This window comes from Floccifex sp. (assembly GCF_051873555.1).
In the GTDB taxonomy this organism is placed as follows: Bacteria; Bacillota_I; Bacilli_A; order Erysipelotrichales; family Erysipelotrichaceae; genus Floccifex.
Genome location: NZ_JBJEEY010000156.1, coordinates 1 through 18,087, shown reverse-complemented (window position 1 = coordinate 18,087; position 18,087 = coordinate 1). Strand labels below are relative to the sequence as shown.

Here is an 18,087-nt window from a genome sequence, read left to right as displayed (position 1 = left end):
TAATAGCTTTGTTGGTGATTATATGGATAGTGTATATCAAACGCAATTGTATCGAAAATATAGAGGCGCTTTAATTGTGATTATTGATTTAATCATTACTTTGTTTTCCTATATTTTGGTATTTTTTGCAGGAAATAGTTTTTTCTTTAATGGAGGATATCTCCATTTCACAAAATTCATTCTTTTAGGAATGATTTTCATGCTTCTTTTGCATTTGGTGGCTGAATTGTTGTTTAAACAACACAAGTCTTTATGGACATATACAGGACCAAGAGATATTGTCCGAAATTTCTATGGTTTTTTATTTTGTGTTGTGATTATGGCTTTTTTCTCCCATAAAATGCATTTATTTCGTGTTCAAACATTTGTCAGTGCAGAATGTATGACTTTTGTTTTACAAATGGGAATTCGTTTATTGTATCGTTATTTGCATTCTTATATGGAAAATATTGATCGAACAAATAAGGCTTTAATTATAGGTGCTGGTAATGGTGGATATTTGATGTTGAATGAAATTTATCGAAACAACAAGTATCCATATCATGTAGTTGGTTTTTTAGATGATTTCAAAGCCAGGGGAACCATTATCAGTGGAAAAAAGGTATTAGGAACCATTGATGAGGTTCAAGCCATTGTAGATAAATATGATGTCAAACAATTATTTATTTCCATTACCAATGCCACAGATGAACAGAAACAAAGAATTATTGAATTATGTGCTAATACAAGCTGTAATACAAAAATTATGCGTTTTTCTTTGGAAAATGAAAACGAAGTCAGTGTCGATGATATTTCCATAGAAGATTTATTAAATCGACAATCTGTTGATCTAAAAACAGAAGAAATTGGTTCGTATTTACATCAGAAAGTGGTTTGTGTAACAGGAGCCGGGGGTTCTATTGGATCGGAATTGTGTCGACAAATAGTGAAATTCAAGCCAAAGCGTTTATTAATGATTGATATCAATGAAAATAGTTTATATATGTTGAAACAGGAATTTCTTCGAAATCAAAGAAATCATTTGATGGATGAAAACATTGAACTCGTTTCTTTAATTGTTTCGATTCGAGAACGAAATGATATTTATAAAATATTAAAGGAATATCAACCCGAAGTTCTTTATCATGCTGCTGCACATAAACACGTTCCTTTGATGGAAGATCGTCCGATGGAAGCCATTCGAAATAATGTATTTGGAACGAAAAATGTGATTGATGCATGTATGGACTGTGGTGTAAAGCGTTTTATTATGATTTCAACGGATAAAGCTGTTAATCCAACCAATGTCATGGGTGCTACTAAACGAATGACAGAACTGATTTTACAGTCCAGAAAGAGTCATTCAGATATTAAAATGGCAGCGGTTCGTTTTGGAAATGTATTAGGTTCCAATGGTTCTGTCATTCCGATTTTCAAGGAACAAATCAAACAAGGAGGACCGGTTACGGTTACGGATTATAATATTCAACGTTATTTTATGACCATTCCTGAAGCAGCTCAATTGGTATTACAAGCTGGATACTATGCTAAGAATCGAGAAATTTTTGTATTGGATATGGGTAAACCCGTTAAGATTTTGGATTTAGCTGAAAAAATGATTCGATTAGCGGGAAAGGTTCCATATAAAGATATTGAAATACAGGAAATTGGTTTGCGTCCTGGAGAAAAGATGTTTGAGGAATTGGCTCTTGAAATTGAAAAATGCCATAAAACGGATAATAACTTAATTTTTGTTCATGAGAGTATGGATATCTCTCAAGAAGAAATTGATCAGAAATTATTTGAATTAGAAGATATTGTCAATCATAGTGATAATATTCATGAAATAAAAGATGTATTAATGAAAGCCATTCTATAGAGGTGACAGTGTCACCTTTTTTATTGTCAAAAAATGCGTAAAAAATGACAATAATAAATTAATAATTACCCTTTTAGGTATTTAATAAATGTAATAAAAGATAAATACTATGTAATAAACATACAATTATGTATAATAATAATTGTAAAATGTCTATTCGTTACAATAAGTAGTGAATTATTCACAACTTAATTGAAAGGAGAGAGAATTATGAATAGAATTCGAAAATTATTATGTTCAATTGCTTGTTGTTTCATGGTATTTTCAAATACACCATTAAATATCTATGCAATTGAAGAAGATCCAACTCTTGAAATCGAACAACAAGATCCAGATCAAAATCAAATGGATGAAAATCAATCATCTGATTCTTCACAAACAAAAAGTACAGATGCAGGAGTTGCTGCAGCTATGATGGCTGGTATTAGTACTTTTGATAAGGGAAGACCTGGAAGTGATCCAAAACCATCGAGTTACAATCACATTGATGTTCGTGTAGATGGGACGTTAACATTGACAACGAAAGTCAATGGAGAAGTATTGAATACAGAAACAATTCAAATCACGACTTCAAATGTAAGTGGAACATTAAATGGCAAGAGTTTATCTTTCTATCGAAAAACAGGAACAGGGAAAGAAAATGAATGGCGTTGTAACAATTTAAGTTTAAATCCAGCAAGCGATGTGGTTGTGATTAATTGTTTATTAAGTGGAAAACGAGCAGATGGTTCTGTTGTTAGTGTCAATTATTCGGCTACATATACAGAATCAAGTGTATTAAATGCCTTTATTCAAGCATGCCCAGGACATTCTGGATATGACATTGATATAAATGCTCAAGAAATTTCAGAATCCTTTACAGTGAATCGTACCATCCAAAAAGTATGGGATACAACAAACAATCCAAGTAGCAGCATTCCAAGTAGTGTACAAGTGCAATTAAAAGCCGATAACCAAAATTATGGATCTCCAATTACTTTAAATGCAGCCAATGGATGGAAGGCAGAATTAACAGGTTTACCTAAATATTCTTCAGGAACAAATGAAATTGTATATACAGTTGTAGAATTCAATGTAGAAGGATATACACCAACTTATACATATAACGGAGAAAATATCACAATTACAAATACAGTACAAGAAACAGAAAAGAGATCGATTACAGTTTCGAAAGTATGGGATGATAAAAATGATCAGGATGGGCTTCGACAGGAAGTTGAAATAGAGCTATATGCGAATGGTGTTGCTACTGGTAACAAATTAACTTTAAAAAAAGCAAATCAATGGACAGATTCATTTACAAATTTAGAAAAATATAGTAACGGAAATGAAATCACATATACTGTAGTCGAAAATACAAAAATTAATGGTTATTCAACTGAAGTAACTGGTAATGTAGATAATGGATTTACTATCAAAAATTCACATACACCAGCAACCATTGAAAAAATCACAGTCAAAAAAGAATGGAAAGATAACGATGACCAAGATGGAATTCGTCCTGATTCTATTACAGTTATCTTAAAGAATGGTGAAAAAGTTGTAGATCAGCTTGTATTAAACAAAGACAATGATTGGCAAGGTGCTTTCACAAATTTAGCTAAAAATGAAAATGGACAAGAAATTCAATATAAAATTGAAGAAATTAATATGGAAGAAGATTATACTTCTGAAATTAAAGGTGATTTTAAATCCGGATTTGTGATCACAAATACACATGAACCAGAAGTTACTACTATTTATGGAACAAAATATTGGGACGATGACGATGACCGTGATGGAATTCGTCCAGACGAAGTTGTGGTTCAATTATTAGCCAATGGAAAAGTTGTAGACTCACAAAAAGTAAGTGAAAAAACACAATGGACGTATTCATTTACAAATGTTCCTGTATACGAAAAAGGAACAGAAATTGTTTATTCTGTAACAGATGATGTCAAAGGATATAAAGCAGTCATGAAAGAAGACTATGATTTAGTTAATATTCATGAACCAGAAGTATTAGATCCAATCACAATTACGAAAAAATGGAATGACAAAGATAATAAAGATGGAATAAGACCAGATGAAATTACTATTTATTTGTTGGCAAATGGCGATAAAGTAATGGATTTAACTTTAACAGAAGAAGACAATTGGACAGCAACTTTAGAAGGTTTATACAAATACAGTGATGGAGAAGAAATTGAATATACAGTAAAGGAAGAAGAAGTCGATGGATATACTTCAAGTGTAGATGGATTTACAATCACAAATACACATAAAGTAAAAGAAGAAACAAAGAAAGAAAACCCAAAGAAAAATAACACAAATACAGGTATAACTTCTTCATTGACTGCAAATGTTTCTTTATTGGCTTTAAGTGGTGCCGCATTAATTGTATTAAATAAGAAAAGAAAATAGTCTTTAATCACTAAACCGAGACCAAAAATCTCGGTTTTTTATTTACATTAAATGTGCCAAAAATTACAAAACCAAATAAAAATAAGAAAAAAATAAATAAAATAACACTCATAAATAAAAAAACACATGTAATAAATAATCATTTATGTATAATTAAAGTAGGATAGATCCTATTCAGAAGTAAAAGAAGGGAGAAAGAAAAATGAATAGAGTTCGAAAAGTATTATGTTCGATTGCTTGTTGTTTCATGATATTAGGAAATGCTCCAATAAATATTTATGCAACCACTGAAGAAACAACAATTGAAACTACAACAAACGAACCAGAACAACAAAATTCTCAGAATTCAAGTACACAACAATTACAAGATCCAAGTACACAAGATCCTCAAAATCAAGGTACTAATCCAGAATCAGAAGAAGAACTTGAAGATGACACTAAAGAAGGGAAAACAACAGAATCAACAGGTACACCAAGTGCAGATACAAGTATTCTAGCAGCATCTGCAGGATTATTTGCAAGTACATACCATGGTCAAAGTGGAAACGGTCAAAATGGAAATAGTGGTGGAGGTACAGGCGCTCATATCGATGTACGTATTGCTGCATCTTTAACAATTGAATCAAAAGTGAATGGTACAACGATTTTAAGTGAAACAATTAGTGTAGATACAAGTAATGTTTCAGGAACTTTTAATGGTACACCCGTATCATTTACTCGAAAATATGGACAAGGAATTGAAAATGAATGGCGTGCAAGTATTAGTCAATTAGCGCCAGCTACAGATTCAATCACAATTTCATGTACATTAACAGGTACCAAGAAAAATGGAGAAAAAATTAGTATTCCATTCTCTATGGATTATTTTGGAGTAGCAACTTTAAACCAATTTAAAACAAATTGTCCAGATCATTCAGGATACGATATTGATATAGTCGCAAACGATATTTCGGAATCCTTTACTGTAAATCGTTCAATTCAAAAAATATGGAACGATGACAACAATGCGAACAATACACGTCCTGATGAAATTTCTGTCCAATTATATGCAGACGGACAAAAGTATGGCTCTCCTATTACTTTAAGTGAAGCTAATGGATGGACAACAACATTAACAAATTTACCTAAATATTCTTCTGGTACAAATTTGATTAATTATACAGTATATGAAAAAAAAGTGACAGGATATCAACCAACTTATGATTATGACGGAAGTACTATTAAAATCACAAATACTTTTGAACAAACACCAACTCGTTCCATCACAGTTAGAAAAGTATGGGATGATAAAAATAATCAAGATGGTATTCGCTCAGAATCAATCGAAGTTATTTTAATGGATGATGAAACTGATGTAGGTAAAATCACATTAAGTGAAGAAAATAATTGGACTTATACTTTTACTGGTTTGGATATAAACAAAAGATACCATGTACTAGAAAATATAAATTTAGGTGCTGCAGCTGAGAAATATACAACGTCTTATTCTGGTTCAATGGATGATGGTTTTATTATTACAAACACACATATACCAGAAGTATATGAAACTGTTACTGTCTCAAAAGTGTGGGATGACAATAATAATCAAGATGGACTTCGTCCTAAATCCATTTATATTTACTTATATGCCAATGGTAATTATTACGATAAAATTAAATTAAATGAAGAAAATGATTGGTCAGGTTCATTTGAAAATCTTCCAAAAAATTCTAATGGAAAAGCAATTGAATATACAATAGAAGAACCTGCTTTAAATGGTTATACTTCTGAAGTAACCGGTAATGTAACAAGTGGATTTACTGTCACAAATACACATATACCAGAAGAAAAAGATATTACGGTTCAAAAAGTATGGAATGATCAAAATGATAAAGATGGTATTCGTCCAGAAAAAGTCCAGTTTGAATTGTATCAAAATGGTGAACTAAGAGATACATGTACTTTATCTGAAGGAAATGACTGGGATATTGATTTTACGTTACATGCTTTTGATGAAGACGGAAATGTGATTGAATATTCGGTAGTTGAAATTAATGTAGCAGATGGTTATACATCTAAAGTAACAGGAAGTGCATTAGATGATTTTACAATCACGAATACACATGAAATCACAAAGAAAGAAGATTTAAAGAAGAAGAATACTACGAATACAGGTGTTCAATCTTCTTTCTATACAAATTTATTATTATTTACGTTAAGTGGAACTGGTTTATTGTTCTTAAATAAGAAAAGAAAATAATGTTTCATGAATGAAATGCCTTGTGTGAATGCACAAGGCTTTTTCTATGTGGTATAATACTTAAAAATGTCCTGGAGGTAATGTATGAAAAAAAAGACAAAAAAAGCACTCGTTATAACAGGATTGTCTTTAACGGCGGCATATACTGGCTTATCTATTCTTGCCAAGCATTCCCGTGCTAAACAAGAACAAGATCCAGATTTAAAAGAACAACAATATGAAAATGCAGGTACTCGTATCAGTACAAAAGAAAAAACATTCTATGAAAAATATGGAAAACGAGCTATTGATGTTTGTTTATCCTTTGGTGGATTAATTGTTTTAGCACCAGTCTATGGATTGATTTCCTTAGCCATTGTAGTCGATGACCCAGGTCCTGTTTTATTTACACAAAAAAGAGTTGGCGAAAATAAAACCTATTTTATGCTTCATAAATTTAGAAGCATGAAAATGAGTACACCACATGATGTACCAACCCATATGTTAGAAAACCCAGACCAATATATTACACGTGTTGGAAAATTCTTACGTAAATATTCATTGGATGAACTTCCTCAAATCTGGGATATCTTTGTAGGCAATATCACAACCGTTGGTCCTCGTCCAGCTTTATGGAATCAAAAAGACTTAATTGCGCAAAGAGATTTATATGCAGCCAATGATGTCAAACCAGGCTTAACGGGTTGGGCACAAGTCAATGGAAGAGATGAACTGGAAATTGATGTAAAAGCAAGCTTAGATGGTGAATATACAAGAGCTCTTCAAAAAAATAGTATTTCAGGTTTATGTATGGATATTAAATGTTTCTTTAAAACAATTTCATCGGTTTTAGCGCATGATGGTGTTGTTGAAGGAGGAACAGGAACTTTATCAAGTCAATACGATCAAATTGGTTTTAAAGACGAAGTTAAAGTCAATTTTAAAAAGAAAAGAAAAGTATTAATTACTGGTAAAGATTCTTATATTGGAACATCTTTTGAAAAATATGCCTATAAAAAATATCAGGAAAATTTTGAAATTGATACACTGGATATGAAAAATCCAAAGTGGAAAGACTATGACTTTTCAAAATACGATACCATTTTCCATGTAGCCGGTATTGCCCATGCTGATATAGATTCTATCAATGAAGAAGAAAAGAAATTATATTATGACATTAATTGTGATTTAGCACTTGAATGTGCAAAAAAAGCAAAAAATGAAGGAGTTAAACAATTTATTTTTATGTCAAGTATGATTGTTTATGGACAAAATAGTTCATGTAAAGAAAAAGTTTATATTACGCGTACCACAAAACCTTCTCCAACGAATTTCTATGGTGATTCCAAGTGGCAAGCTGATAAGAAAATTCGTGAATTGATGAATAAACAATTCCAGGTTGTTACAATTCGTCCGCCAATGATTTATGGAAAAGGAAGCAAAGGAAATTATCCATTGCTGGCAAAGCTTGCTCAAAAGAGTTTTATATTACCGGATTTTGATAACCAGAGATCGATTTTATATATCGATAATTTATGTGAACTAGTTGCGCAAATTATTTTGGTTCAAAAAGGTGGAATTTTCTTTCCACAAAATAAAGAATACGTTAGTACAACACAAATTATGAAACAAGTTGCCAAGGTTCATAATCATAAAGTCATTGTATCTAAAACATTAAAACCAAGTGTATTTTTATCGAGTCTAGTACCAGGAAAAGTTGGTAAATTAGTCAATAAAGCATTTGGAAATTGTGTATACGATAAAGCATTGAGTATATATCCGGGATTGGATTATCAAGTCGTAGATTTTGAATCCAGTATCCAGTTAACAGAAGGAAAGTAAATGAAAGTTGCGATTGTATGTGCTTTTGATACGTATTTTGAACGTGTCAAAACAATAAAAAAATATTACGAAGAAAAAGGAAATGAAGTCATTGTTGTATCTTCTTCTTTTTCGCATCGAAAAAAAGAAAAACTCGTTTCTGATTTAGTCGATGTCACAATACGTGTTTGTTCCTATCAAAGAAATTTAAGCATTGAACGTTTACAAAATCACTATGAATTTGCCCAAAAAACCAAGCAAAAAATGAAAGACATTTGTCCAGATGTCATTCATTGCATGATTCCTTGTAATAGTTTATGCAAAACTATGAGTGAATATAAAAAAGAAAACAATGTGAAATTAATTTTTGATGTATTGGATTTATGGCCAGAAACTATGCCTATCCATCATTTTAAAAATCATTTTCCATTTACTTTATGGAAAAATATGCGAGATTCCTATATTCAAAATGCCGATTTTGTCTTTACGGAATGTGATTTATTTAAAGAAAAATTAAAATTAGACTCTAATTGTCAAACACTTTACTGGACAAAAGAAGATTCTCTTCCATCTCATGTTGCTTTAAATGAAGCATTAGAGATTTGTTACTTGGGAAGTATCAATCATATTATTGATATTCCATTTATTGTTCAATTTTTAAAAGAATGTTCTTTATATAAAAAAGTTCGCTTACATATAATTGGAAACGGAGAAAATAAAAAAGAATTGATTTCTTCTTGTTTAGAAAATGGAATCAATGTTGTAGATTATAAAGAAATCTATGATGCAAAGGCTAAAAAAGAAATATTTGATCATTGTCACTATGCCTTAAATATTATGAAACCTAGTGTAGTTGTTGGCTTAACCATGAAGTCACTGGATTATTTATGGGCCGGGCTTCCTTTGATCAATACCATTCAAGGAGATACATATTCTTTAGTGGATCAATACAATCTAGGATGGAATATAGATGCTTTGAATTATAAACACATGGCATATTGTATATGTGAAGAAAATAGTTCTTTTCAATTGGAAAGAAGACAAAATTGTTTAGACATCTATAAAAAGTATTTTACCTATAATTCTTTAAAAAAGACAATGGATGACATGTATGAAACAATATTATACAACCGGTAAATTTGCCAAGTTAGCAAATGTAAGTGAAAGAACCATTCGATATTACGATCAAGTAGGCTTATTAAAGCCTTCTTTTGTATGTGAAAACGGCTATCGTCAATACAGCAATCAAGATTTATTTCGACTTCAGAAAATTGTTTTATTGCGAAATCTAGGCTTTTCCATTGAAGAAATTGTTTCTTTTTTATCCAATCAAAATAAAGAAGAAGATATTATAAAGTCTTTGCAGATGCAAAGAGATTTAATTGAAAGTCGAATCCAAACCTACAACAGTATTAAGGAATCTTTAACCTTGACAATGGATACCATTCAAAACCAGGGAATGAACTGGAATAAAGTGATTGAAGTTTTGAATTTATTGTCCAGAGACGATGAAATGATTGAGTCCTATAAAAATTCCAATAACTTAAAAGTACGGATTAACTTACATGAATTATATTCCCAAAATAAAGTTGACTGGTTTTCTTGGGTTTTTTCCAAGATTCAATTTTCTAAAATTAATTCATTATTAGAAATAGGCTGTGGAAATGGACAATTATGGAAAAACAACAACATTGAATTAAGAAATCGACAAATCTTTTTATCAGATTCTTCCTATGGAATGATTGAAGACATAAAGAAACAATTAAGCGATGATTTTAGTTTTATGGTTTTTCCATGTGAAAACATTCCCTTTAAAAAAGATTTCTTTGACTGTGTTATAGCCAATCATGTCTTGTTTTATTTAAAAGACATTCATCAAGGTTTAAAAGAAATACATCGAGTCTTAAAATCAAATGGATATTTTTATTGTTCTACTTATTCGAAAAACCATATGAAAGAAATAGGAGAACTTGTACATGAATTCGATGATTCCATTTATTTATCCAAAACCAATTTAAATGAACAATTTGGAAAAGAAAACGGAAAAAAATTATTAGAACCTTATTTTAATAATATTGAATGCTTTGAATACAACGATACCTTAGTTGTCACAAATGCCTCTCATTTAGTGGATTATGTTTTATCGTGTCATGGCAATCAAAATGAAAAATTATTAAAAAGAGTCGATGAATTTTATCAATTTATTGAAGAAAAAATCAAACAAAATGGAAGCATACAAATCACAAAAGAAGCATGTTTGTTTCAATGCAATAAGAAATAAAAACCATGATATAATAAAAATATGAAACGTATACCCATTGGAATTGAAGACTTTAAAGAAATGATTGATACAAAATCATATTATATAGATAAAACACAATTGATTTCTAATATAATCGATGAAAAAGTGGTATTTTTCACTCGGCCAAGACGCTTTGGAAAGACATTGAATATGAATATGCTCTATTATTTCTTTTCAGATAAAGAAAAAGAAAATGCATATCTATTTGATGGACTAAAAGTCAGTCAGGATAAAAAAGCTTTAGAACATCAAAACCAGTATCCCGTTCTTTTCCTGACTTTAAAAGATATGAGCTTTTCTACAATGGATCAGCAGATATTTTTGTTCAACTGTTTGATTTCTCAAATAATGGATCAGTATAGTGAACTTCTTGAATCAGATGTTATAAGTCAAAAAGAAATAAATCGACTTTTAAAATTTTACGATGAAGAAGCTGATGTTAACGAACTAGGAATGAGTTTATATTACATTTCAAAATGCATTTATAAAGTCTATAAAAAGAAAGTCATTCTATTAATAGATGAATACGATGTACCTTTACAGGCGGCTTATAAATACGGGTATTACGATGAAATGGTTAACTTTTTAAGAACTGTATTCAGTTCTTCTCTAAAAACCAATGAAGCGCTGCAAAAAGGAATTCTGACAGGTTGTCTAAGAATTGCCAGAGAAAGTATTTTTACAGGCATGAATAATTTTAATGTCTATTCTTTGATGGATTCCTATTGTTCAGATTGTTTTGGATTCAAAGAAGAAGAAATCAAAAAGATGTTAGAAGACTATGAATTGAGTTGTTGTTTTGATGAAGTCAGGGAATGGTATGATGGCTATCGTTTTGGAAAAACAGAAATCTATAATCCATGGTCGACTTTGAAATATGTACTGACAAAAAAACAGGACTTTGATTCACTTCCGACTTCTTTCTGGGCCAATTCCAGTAGTAATGATATAGTGGTTCAATATATACAGGCCGACGATGGAAATCTTCATGAAGACTTTGAAAAGCTGATTCATCATGAATGTATTGAAAAGACAATCAAAGAAGAATTAACGTATCGAGAAATGGATGATATACAGAATATATATAGTTTTCTATTGTTTACGGGCTATTTGAAAGTGGTTGGAAGAAATAGGGATTTGTATCAATTACAGATTCCGAATAAAGAAGTTTTACAAATTTATAAAAATAGTTTTGAAGAATGGTTTCAAAAACAGATAAGAGAAAACCGGAATTCTTTTATGCAAGCTCTAATAAAAGAAGATGTTAATCAAAGCATACAAATATTAAATAAAATTCTTTTCAAATCTATAAAAGATATCTTTCATTTTTATTATGATTGCATGATGGAATTATTAAGATGGAAAAGATATTATTTAGAATCGAATATAATCAATGAAAATGAATTTGAAATTGTATTGATTCCAGTTCATAGAGAAGAAAAAGGAATTTCAGTACAATGTGAATTAGCGCATTCGACTTCGGATTTAATAGAAACGGCAATAGAAGCCAGCAAACACAATAATTCCTACAATGAATTGAAAGAAAATGGTTTTCCAAATATGATTGGATATGGAATTTCTTTCTATCAAAAACAATGTATAATTATACAAAGTCATTCAGAAAAAGAAAGCAGGTGAGAGAATGAAACGAATACCGATTGGAATTGAAAACTTTAAAGAAATGATTGATACAAAATCATATTATATTGATAAAACACAATTGATTTCCAATATAATCGATGAAAAAGTGGTATTGTTTACTCGGCCAAGACGCTTTGGAAAGACATTGAATATGAATATGCTCTATTATTTCTTTTCAGATAAAGAAAAAGAAAATGCATATCTATTTGATGGACTAAAAGTCAGTCAGGATAAAAAAGCTTTAGAACATCAAAACCAGTATCCCGTTCTTTTCCTGACTTTAAAAGATATGAGCTTTTCTACAATGGATCAGCAGATATTTTTGTTCAACTGTTTGATTTCTCAAATAATGGATCAGTATAGTGAACTTCTTGAATCAGATGTTATAAGTCAAAAAGAAATAAATCGACTTTTAAAATTTTACGATGAAGAAGCTGATGTTAACGAACTAGGAATGAGTTTATATTACATTTCAAAATGCATTTATAAAGTCTATAAAAAGAAAGTCATTCTATTAATAGATGAATACGATGTACCTTTACAGGCGGCTTATAAATACGGGTATTACGATGAAATGGTTAACTTTTTAAGAACTGTATTCAGTTCTTCTCTAAAAACCAATGAAGCGCTGCAAAAAGGAATTCTGACAGGTTGTCTAAGAATTGCCAGAGAAAGTATTTTTACAGGCATGAATAATTTTAATGTCTATTCTTTGATGGATTCCTATTGTTCAGATTGTTTTGGATTCAAAGAAGAAGAAATCAAAAAGATGTTAGAAGACTATGAATTGAGTTGTTGTTTTGATGAAGTCAGGGAATGGTATGATGGCTATCGTTTTGGAAAAACAGAAATCTATAATCCATGGTCGACTTTGAAATATGTACTGACAAAAAAACAGGACTTTGATTCACTTCCGACTTCTTTCTGGGCCAATTCCAGTAGTAATGATATAGTGGTTCAATATATACAGGCCGACGATGGAAATCTTCATGAAGACTTTGAAAAGCTGATTCATCATGAATGTATTGAAAAGACAATCAAAGAAGAATTAACGTATCGAGAAATGGATGATATACAGAATATATATAGTTTTCTATTGTTTACGGGCTATTTGAAAGTGGTTGGAAGAAATGGGGATTTGTATCAATTACAGATACCGAATAAAGAAGTTCTTGAAATTTATATTAAGTCCTTTGATTCTTATTTTATCAATTATAAAAATCAACGGATTCATCCTTTGTTGCAGGCATTGAAAAATGGAAATGAATTACAAGCTATTTCATTAATGAATGATCTTCTGATGAGAAGTATCAGTTATTATGATAATTCTGAATCTTTTTATCATGGATTTCTGATTGGCATTTTCAATAATCAGAAAGTAAAATCCAATCAGGAATCAGGAAATGGTCGATTTGATGTTTGTATTTATCCAAATACTGTACTTGATAAAGCCATTGTTTTGGAGTGTAAACATTCTAAGTGTGCCGCAAATTTATTTGATGATGCACAGAGTGCTGTAAATCAAATGAAAGAAAAGAAATATAGAGAAGGTATTCAAGCACAGGGTTATAGAAACTGTATTGGATATGGTATTTCTTTCTTTAAAAAAGAATGCATCATAAAACTATGTGAATAAAACTTGACCCTTACGTTACGTAAGGGTTTAATATTAGTATACATGTAAAGGAGTTTCATTATGAAAGGTATTATTTTAGCAGGTGGAAGTGGTACGCGTTTATATCCATTAACAAAAGTTACGAGTAAACAATTACTTCCAATTTATGACAAACCAATGATTTATTATCCAATGTCAATTTTAATGCAAGCAGGAATCAAAGATATTTTAATTATTTCAACACCCGACGATACACCTCGATTTAAAGAATTATTAGGAGACGGACATCAATTTGGTGTGGAATTATCGTATGTTGTACAACCAAGTCCAGATGGATTGGCACAGGCTTTTATTTTAGGAGCTGATTTTATTGGAAACGATAGTTGTGCCATGATTTTAGGTGACAACATTTTCCATGGACATGGTTTGACAAAGCGATTAAGACAGGCTGCCAGTCAAGAAAAAGGAGCCACTGTATTTGGGTATTATGTAGAAGATCCAGAACGTTTTGGTGTGGTTGAATTTGATGAAAATGGTAAAGCTGTTTCTTTAGAAGAAAAACCAAAACAACCAAAATCCAATTATGCGGTGACGGGTTTATATTTCTATGACAATAAAGTTGTTGACTATGCCAAGAATTTAAAACCAAGTGCACGTGGAGAATTAGAAATTACCGATTTAAATCGTATTTATTTAGAAAACAATGAATTGAATGTGACTTTATTAGGCGACGGATTTACCTGGTTAGATACTGGTACACATGAATCTTTAGTCGATGCAACAAATTTTGTCAAAACCATTGAAGAGCATCAACATCGTAAAATTGCTTGTTTAGAAGAAATTGCGTATGAAAATGGATGGATTTCTAAAGAACAATTAGTGGATACATATGAAATTTATAAAAAGAATCAATACGGTGCATATTTAAAGAAAATTATTGATCGTAAATATATTAAGTAGGTGAAAAGATGAAGGTAACAGAAACAAAAATTCCTGGGGTATTGATTATTGATACGGATGTGTTTGGAGATCATAGAGGATATTTTACAGAAACATATTCCAAGCCAAAATATGAAAAATTAGGTATTGGTGTAGAATTTGTCCAGGATAATATGTCTTTTAGTGCGCAAAAAGGAACATTAAGAGGATTGCATTGGCAAAATCCACCGTATGCTCAATCTAAACTGGTTTCCTGTACAAAAGGAAAAGTCATTGACGTGGCTGTGGATATTCGAAAAGGATCACCTACCTATGCTCAATGGGTGAGTGTTGAATTAAGTGCAGAAAATCATCGTCAATTTTTTATTCCACAAGGCTTTGCGCATGGTTTTTTAACATTGAGTGATGATGTAGAATTCCGTTATAAAGTCGATAACGTCTATAATAAAGAATCTGAAGGTGGTATGCGCTATGATGATCCAACAGTTCATGTGGACTGGGGTACTTTATTAAATGGAATTGAACCGGTTTTATCACAAAAAGATAAAGAAGGTCCAACTTTAGAAAATTCAAAGAATCAATTTGTATATGAAGGAGAATAAGATATGAAAATTTTAGTAACAGGTGGTGCTGGTTTTATTGGTGGGAATTTTGTTCATTATATGGTGAATAAATATCCAGAAGATATGATTGTGAATTTAGACAAATTAACATATGCTGGTAACTTAGAAACTTGTAAACCAGTAGAAGATAAACCAAATTATAAATTTATAAAAGGCGATATAGCTGATCGTCCATTTATTATGGATTTATTTGAAAAAGAAAAATTTGATGTTGTTGTAAACTTTGCAGCGGAATCGCATGTGGATCGAAGTATTGAAGATCCAGAAATCTTTGTGAAGACAAATGTGATGGGAACCACTACTTTATTAGATGCTTGTGTAAAATATGGAATTCAAAGATATCATCAAGTTTCTACTGATGAAGTGTATGGAGATTTACCTTTAGATCGTCCAGATTTATTCTTTACAGAAAATACTCCATTGCATACAAGTTCACCATATTCTTCGGCTAAAGCCAGTGCCGATTTATTTGTATTGGCGTATCATCGAACATATGGTTTACCTGTAACCATTTCTCGTTGTTCCAATAACTATGGGCCATATCATTTCCCTGAAAAATTAATTCCATTAATTATTTCTCGTGCATTAAATGATGAAACCATTCCTGTATATGGAACTGGAGAAAATGTCAGAGACTGGTTACATGTATATGATCATTGTGTTGCGATTGACTTAATTGTAAGAAATGGTCGTGTAGGGGAAGTCTATAATGTAGGTGGACACAATGAAAGAACGAATTTAGAAGTTGTCAAAACAGTTTTACGTGCTTTAAATAAACCAGAATCTTTAATTACTTTTGTATCGGATCGAAAAGGACATGATATGCGCTATGCCATTGATCCAACGAAATTAGAAACAGAATTAGGCTGGAAACCCAAATACACATTTGATACAGGTATTCCTATGACTATTCAATGGTATTTAGACAATAAAGAATGGTGGGAAAATATCATTTCTGGGGAATATCAAAATTATTTTGACAAAATGTATGTAGAAAAAGGAAGAGCATAGAATTCATGAAAGTATTTGTGACAGGAGTCGGTGGTCAATTGGGCCACGATGTGATCAATGAATTAGAAAAAAGAGGGCATATTGGAATTGGAAGTGATATCCATGAAACCTATAGTGGCATTCAAGATGGTAGTGCCGTAACAAAAGCACAATATGTTTCATTAGATATTACCAATGAAAAAGCGGTTATGGAAACCATTGAATCCATTCAACCCGATGCCATTATTCATTGTGCAGCGTGGACGGCTGTGGATTTAGCGGAAGATGATGACAAAGTACAAAAAGTTCGTTTAGTCAATGCCACAGGAACTAAAAATATGGCCAAAGCGGCAAAAAAAGTGGATTGCAAGTGTTTATATTTGTCCACGGATTATGTTTTTGATGGACAGGGAAGTACGCCATGGCAGCCAGATTGTAAAGACTATAAGCCATTAAATGTCTATGGACAAACGAAATTAGAAGGAGAATTAGCTGTTTCTTCTATTTTGGATAAATATTTTATTGTTCGTATTGCCTGGGTATTTGGATTAAATGGAAATAATTTCATTAAAACTATGTTAAATATTGGAAAAAAATATGACACATTAAGAGTTGTGAATGACCAGATTGGAACACCAACGTATACTTATGACTTAGCTCGATTATTAGTGGATATGATTGAAACAGACAAATATGGCTATTATCATGCCACAAATGAAGGAGGCTATATTTCCTGGTATGACTTTGCGTGTGAAATTTTTAAACAAGCTGGTTATGATACAAAAGTGATTCCAGTTAGTACAGAAGAATATGGATTATCAAAAGCAGCTCGTCCATTTAATTCTCGTTTAGATAAATCCAAACTTATTAAAAATGGATTTACGCCTTTACCAACTTGGCAAGATGCATTATCAAGATATTTAAAAGAAATTGAAAAAGCTTAAACTTAATTGTTCTAAAAAACATATAACGAATAGCCGAATTTTTTCTTTTGTTTTTAGAAAAATGTGGTATATTATTAGTGAAGGTGAATTATCATAATCTTCCGTAAGCCTGGGTGCGTTAATCCTTGGATAGGGAGTGATTAGTAGGTTTACTTCGAAAGGAGTATGCTGAACTAGATAAGTGTAATCTCTGTTTACATAAGAACCAGCTGACCAAGCTTAAACGAAACGGATGTGATTGGCCCGTCACCCTGTTCCCCGGGGTAAAAATAATGGGGTCCCTGGATATTTGAAAGTAGAATATCTCCAATCAAAATTTGAGCTTTTGCTCATTTTTTTTTAAGGTATTGTATATGGAAACTGTTATTAGAAGAAATTATGAATATTTTAACGAAAATATATTAGGTTATTATTACATTTTTACTACGAACAAAAATGAATCTATTGTTGTAAAGACAGCTCCAGAAAATTTATCTCATTTACTTGGTACAAAATATGCAACTCAAAATGGTTTGTTTCGTTATTCTGGAACAAGATTTTATTTATAAAGAAATGTCAGCAAATAAAAATGGCTGTCCTCCATTTATAAGTATTTATGATTTTATAGATGAACAAAAAGATAAAAACAATATGTTAACGCAAGAAGAAATTTGGTGCAAAAATAAAAATGAAATATTCATGTATTTGTCAATCCAAAATTGAGCCACCTTATCAGTTTAAAATTGAGCCACCT

General features: G+C 31.1%; 13 protein-coding genes. All 13 read left to right on the top strand.

The features are described from left to right. Nucleotides 1–22: 22 nt before the first annotated feature. The 13 genes from ACI32A_RS08810 (at nucleotide 23) to ACI32A_RS08750 (ending at nucleotide 17,902) form a co-directional block, all read left to right on the top strand. Nucleotides 23–1,858: a polysaccharide biosynthesis protein gene (locus ACI32A_RS08810; RefSeq protein ID WP_439754687.1), complete on the top strand. Its 1,836-nt coding sequence runs from the start codon at nucleotides 23–25 to the stop codon at nucleotides 1,856–1,858. Between the two features lie 210 nt (nucleotides 1,859–2,068). Next, nucleotides 2,069–4,261: a Cna B-type domain-containing protein gene (locus ACI32A_RS08805; RefSeq protein ID WP_439754686.1), complete on the top strand. Its 2,193-nt coding sequence runs from the start codon at nucleotides 2,069–2,071 to the stop codon at nucleotides 4,259–4,261. 202 nt (nucleotides 4,262–4,463) lie between these two features. After that, complete coding sequence (locus ACI32A_RS08800; protein WP_439754685.1) at nucleotides 4,464–6,500, top strand: Cna B-type domain-containing protein; 2,037 nt, start codon at nucleotides 4,464–4,466, stop codon at nucleotides 6,498–6,500. 84 nt (nucleotides 6,501–6,584) lie between these two features. Further along, a complete protein-coding gene (locus tag ACI32A_RS08795; RefSeq protein ID WP_439754684.1) occupies nucleotides 6,585–8,321 on the top strand; it encodes a sugar transferase in 1,737 nt (578 codons plus the stop codon). Beyond that, a complete protein-coding gene (locus ACI32A_RS08790) occupies nucleotides 8,322–9,437 on the top strand; it encodes a hypothetical protein (RefSeq protein WP_439754683.1) in 1,116 nt (371 codons plus the stop codon). Continuing rightward, on the top strand, nucleotides 9,412–10,581 hold the full coding sequence (locus ACI32A_RS08785; RefSeq protein ID WP_439754682.1) for a MerR family transcriptional regulator: 1,170 nt from the start codon (nucleotides 9,412–9,414) through the stop codon (nucleotides 10,579–10,581). Before ACI32A_RS08790 ends, ACI32A_RS08785 begins: the two co-directional genes overlap by 26 nt. 21 nt (nucleotides 10,582–10,602) lie before the next feature. Further along, nucleotides 10,603–12,240, top strand: a complete 1,638-nt coding sequence (locus ACI32A_RS08780; RefSeq protein WP_439754681.1) for an AAA family ATPase — start codon at nucleotides 10,603–10,605, stop codon at nucleotides 12,238–12,240. A 4-nt stretch (nucleotides 12,241–12,244) separates the two neighbouring features. Then, nucleotides 12,245–13,879, top strand: coding sequence for an AAA family ATPase (locus tag ACI32A_RS08775; RefSeq protein WP_439754680.1), 1,635 nt, complete (start codon nucleotides 12,245–12,247; stop codon nucleotides 13,877–13,879). A 60-nt stretch (nucleotides 13,880–13,939) separates the two neighbouring features. Then, the gene (rfbA, locus tag ACI32A_RS08770; RefSeq protein WP_439754679.1) at nucleotides 13,940–14,818 is read left to right on the top strand and encodes a glucose-1-phosphate thymidylyltransferase RfbA; all 879 of its coding nucleotides are present in this window, start codon (nucleotides 13,940–13,942) and stop codon (nucleotides 14,816–14,818) included. A gap of 8 nt (nucleotides 14,819–14,826) precedes the next feature. Further along, nucleotides 14,827–15,399 carry a dTDP-4-dehydrorhamnose 3,5-epimerase gene (gene rfbC / locus ACI32A_RS08765; RefSeq protein ID WP_439754678.1) on the top strand — a complete coding sequence of 191 codons (573 nt, stop codon included), beginning with the start codon at nucleotides 14,827–14,829 and terminating at the stop codon, nucleotides 15,397–15,399. A 3-nt stretch (nucleotides 15,400–15,402) separates the two neighbouring features. After that, nucleotides 15,403–16,431 (top strand): dTDP-glucose 4,6-dehydratase, encoded by a 1,029-nt coding sequence (rfbB, locus tag ACI32A_RS08760; protein WP_439754677.1) that lies wholly within the window; start codon nucleotides 15,403–15,405, stop codon nucleotides 16,429–16,431. A 5-nt stretch (nucleotides 16,432–16,436) separates the two neighbouring features. Further along, nucleotides 16,437–17,354, top strand: coding sequence for a dTDP-4-dehydrorhamnose reductase (rfbD, locus tag ACI32A_RS08755; RefSeq protein WP_439754676.1), 918 nt, complete (start codon nucleotides 16,437–16,439; stop codon nucleotides 17,352–17,354). 353 nt (nucleotides 17,355–17,707) lie between these two features. After that, entirely contained in the window at nucleotides 17,708–17,902 is a 195-nt protein-coding gene (locus ACI32A_RS08750) for a PBECR4 domain-containing protein (protein ID WP_439754675.1), read from the top strand. Nucleotides 17,903–18,087 lie beyond the last annotated feature (185 nt).

Excerpts from the sequence above, each read along its gene's own strand:
- ACI32A_RS08810 (WP_439754687.1), top strand. The coding sequence starts at position 23 with ATGGATAGTGTATATCAAACGCAATTGTATCGAAAATATAGAGGCGCT.
- ACI32A_RS08805 (WP_439754686.1), top strand. The coding sequence starts at position 2,069 with ATGAATAGAATTCGAAAATTATTATGTTCAATTGCTTGTTGTTTCATG.
- ACI32A_RS08800 (WP_439754685.1), top strand. The coding sequence starts at position 4,464 with ATGAATAGAGTTCGAAAAGTATTATGTTCGATTGCTTGTTGTTTCATG.
- ACI32A_RS08795 (WP_439754684.1), top strand. The coding sequence starts at position 6,585 with ATGAAAAAAAAGACAAAAAAAGCACTCGTTATAACAGGATTGTCTTTA.
- ACI32A_RS08790 (WP_439754683.1), top strand. The coding sequence starts at position 8,322 with ATGAAAGTTGCGATTGTATGTGCTTTTGATACGTATTTTGAACGTGTC.
- ACI32A_RS08785 (WP_439754682.1), top strand. The coding sequence starts at position 9,412 with ATGAAACAATATTATACAACCGGTAAATTTGCCAAGTTAGCAAATGTA.
- ACI32A_RS08780 (WP_439754681.1), top strand. The coding sequence starts at position 10,603 with ATGAAACGTATACCCATTGGAATTGAAGACTTTAAAGAAATGATTGAT.
- ACI32A_RS08775 (WP_439754680.1), top strand. The coding sequence starts at position 12,245 with ATGAAACGAATACCGATTGGAATTGAAAACTTTAAAGAAATGATTGAT.
- rfbA (WP_439754679.1), top strand. The coding sequence starts at position 13,940 with ATGAAAGGTATTATTTTAGCAGGTGGAAGTGGTACGCGTTTATATCCA.
- rfbC (WP_439754678.1), top strand. The coding sequence starts at position 14,827 with ATGAAGGTAACAGAAACAAAAATTCCTGGGGTATTGATTATTGATACG.
- rfbB (WP_439754677.1), top strand. The coding sequence starts at position 15,403 with ATGAAAATTTTAGTAACAGGTGGTGCTGGTTTTATTGGTGGGAATTTT.
- rfbD (WP_439754676.1), top strand. The coding sequence starts at position 16,437 with ATGAAAGTATTTGTGACAGGAGTCGGTGGTCAATTGGGCCACGATGTG.
- ACI32A_RS08750 (WP_439754675.1), top strand. The coding sequence starts at position 17,708 with ATGGAAACTGTTATTAGAAGAAATTATGAATATTTTAACGAAAATATA.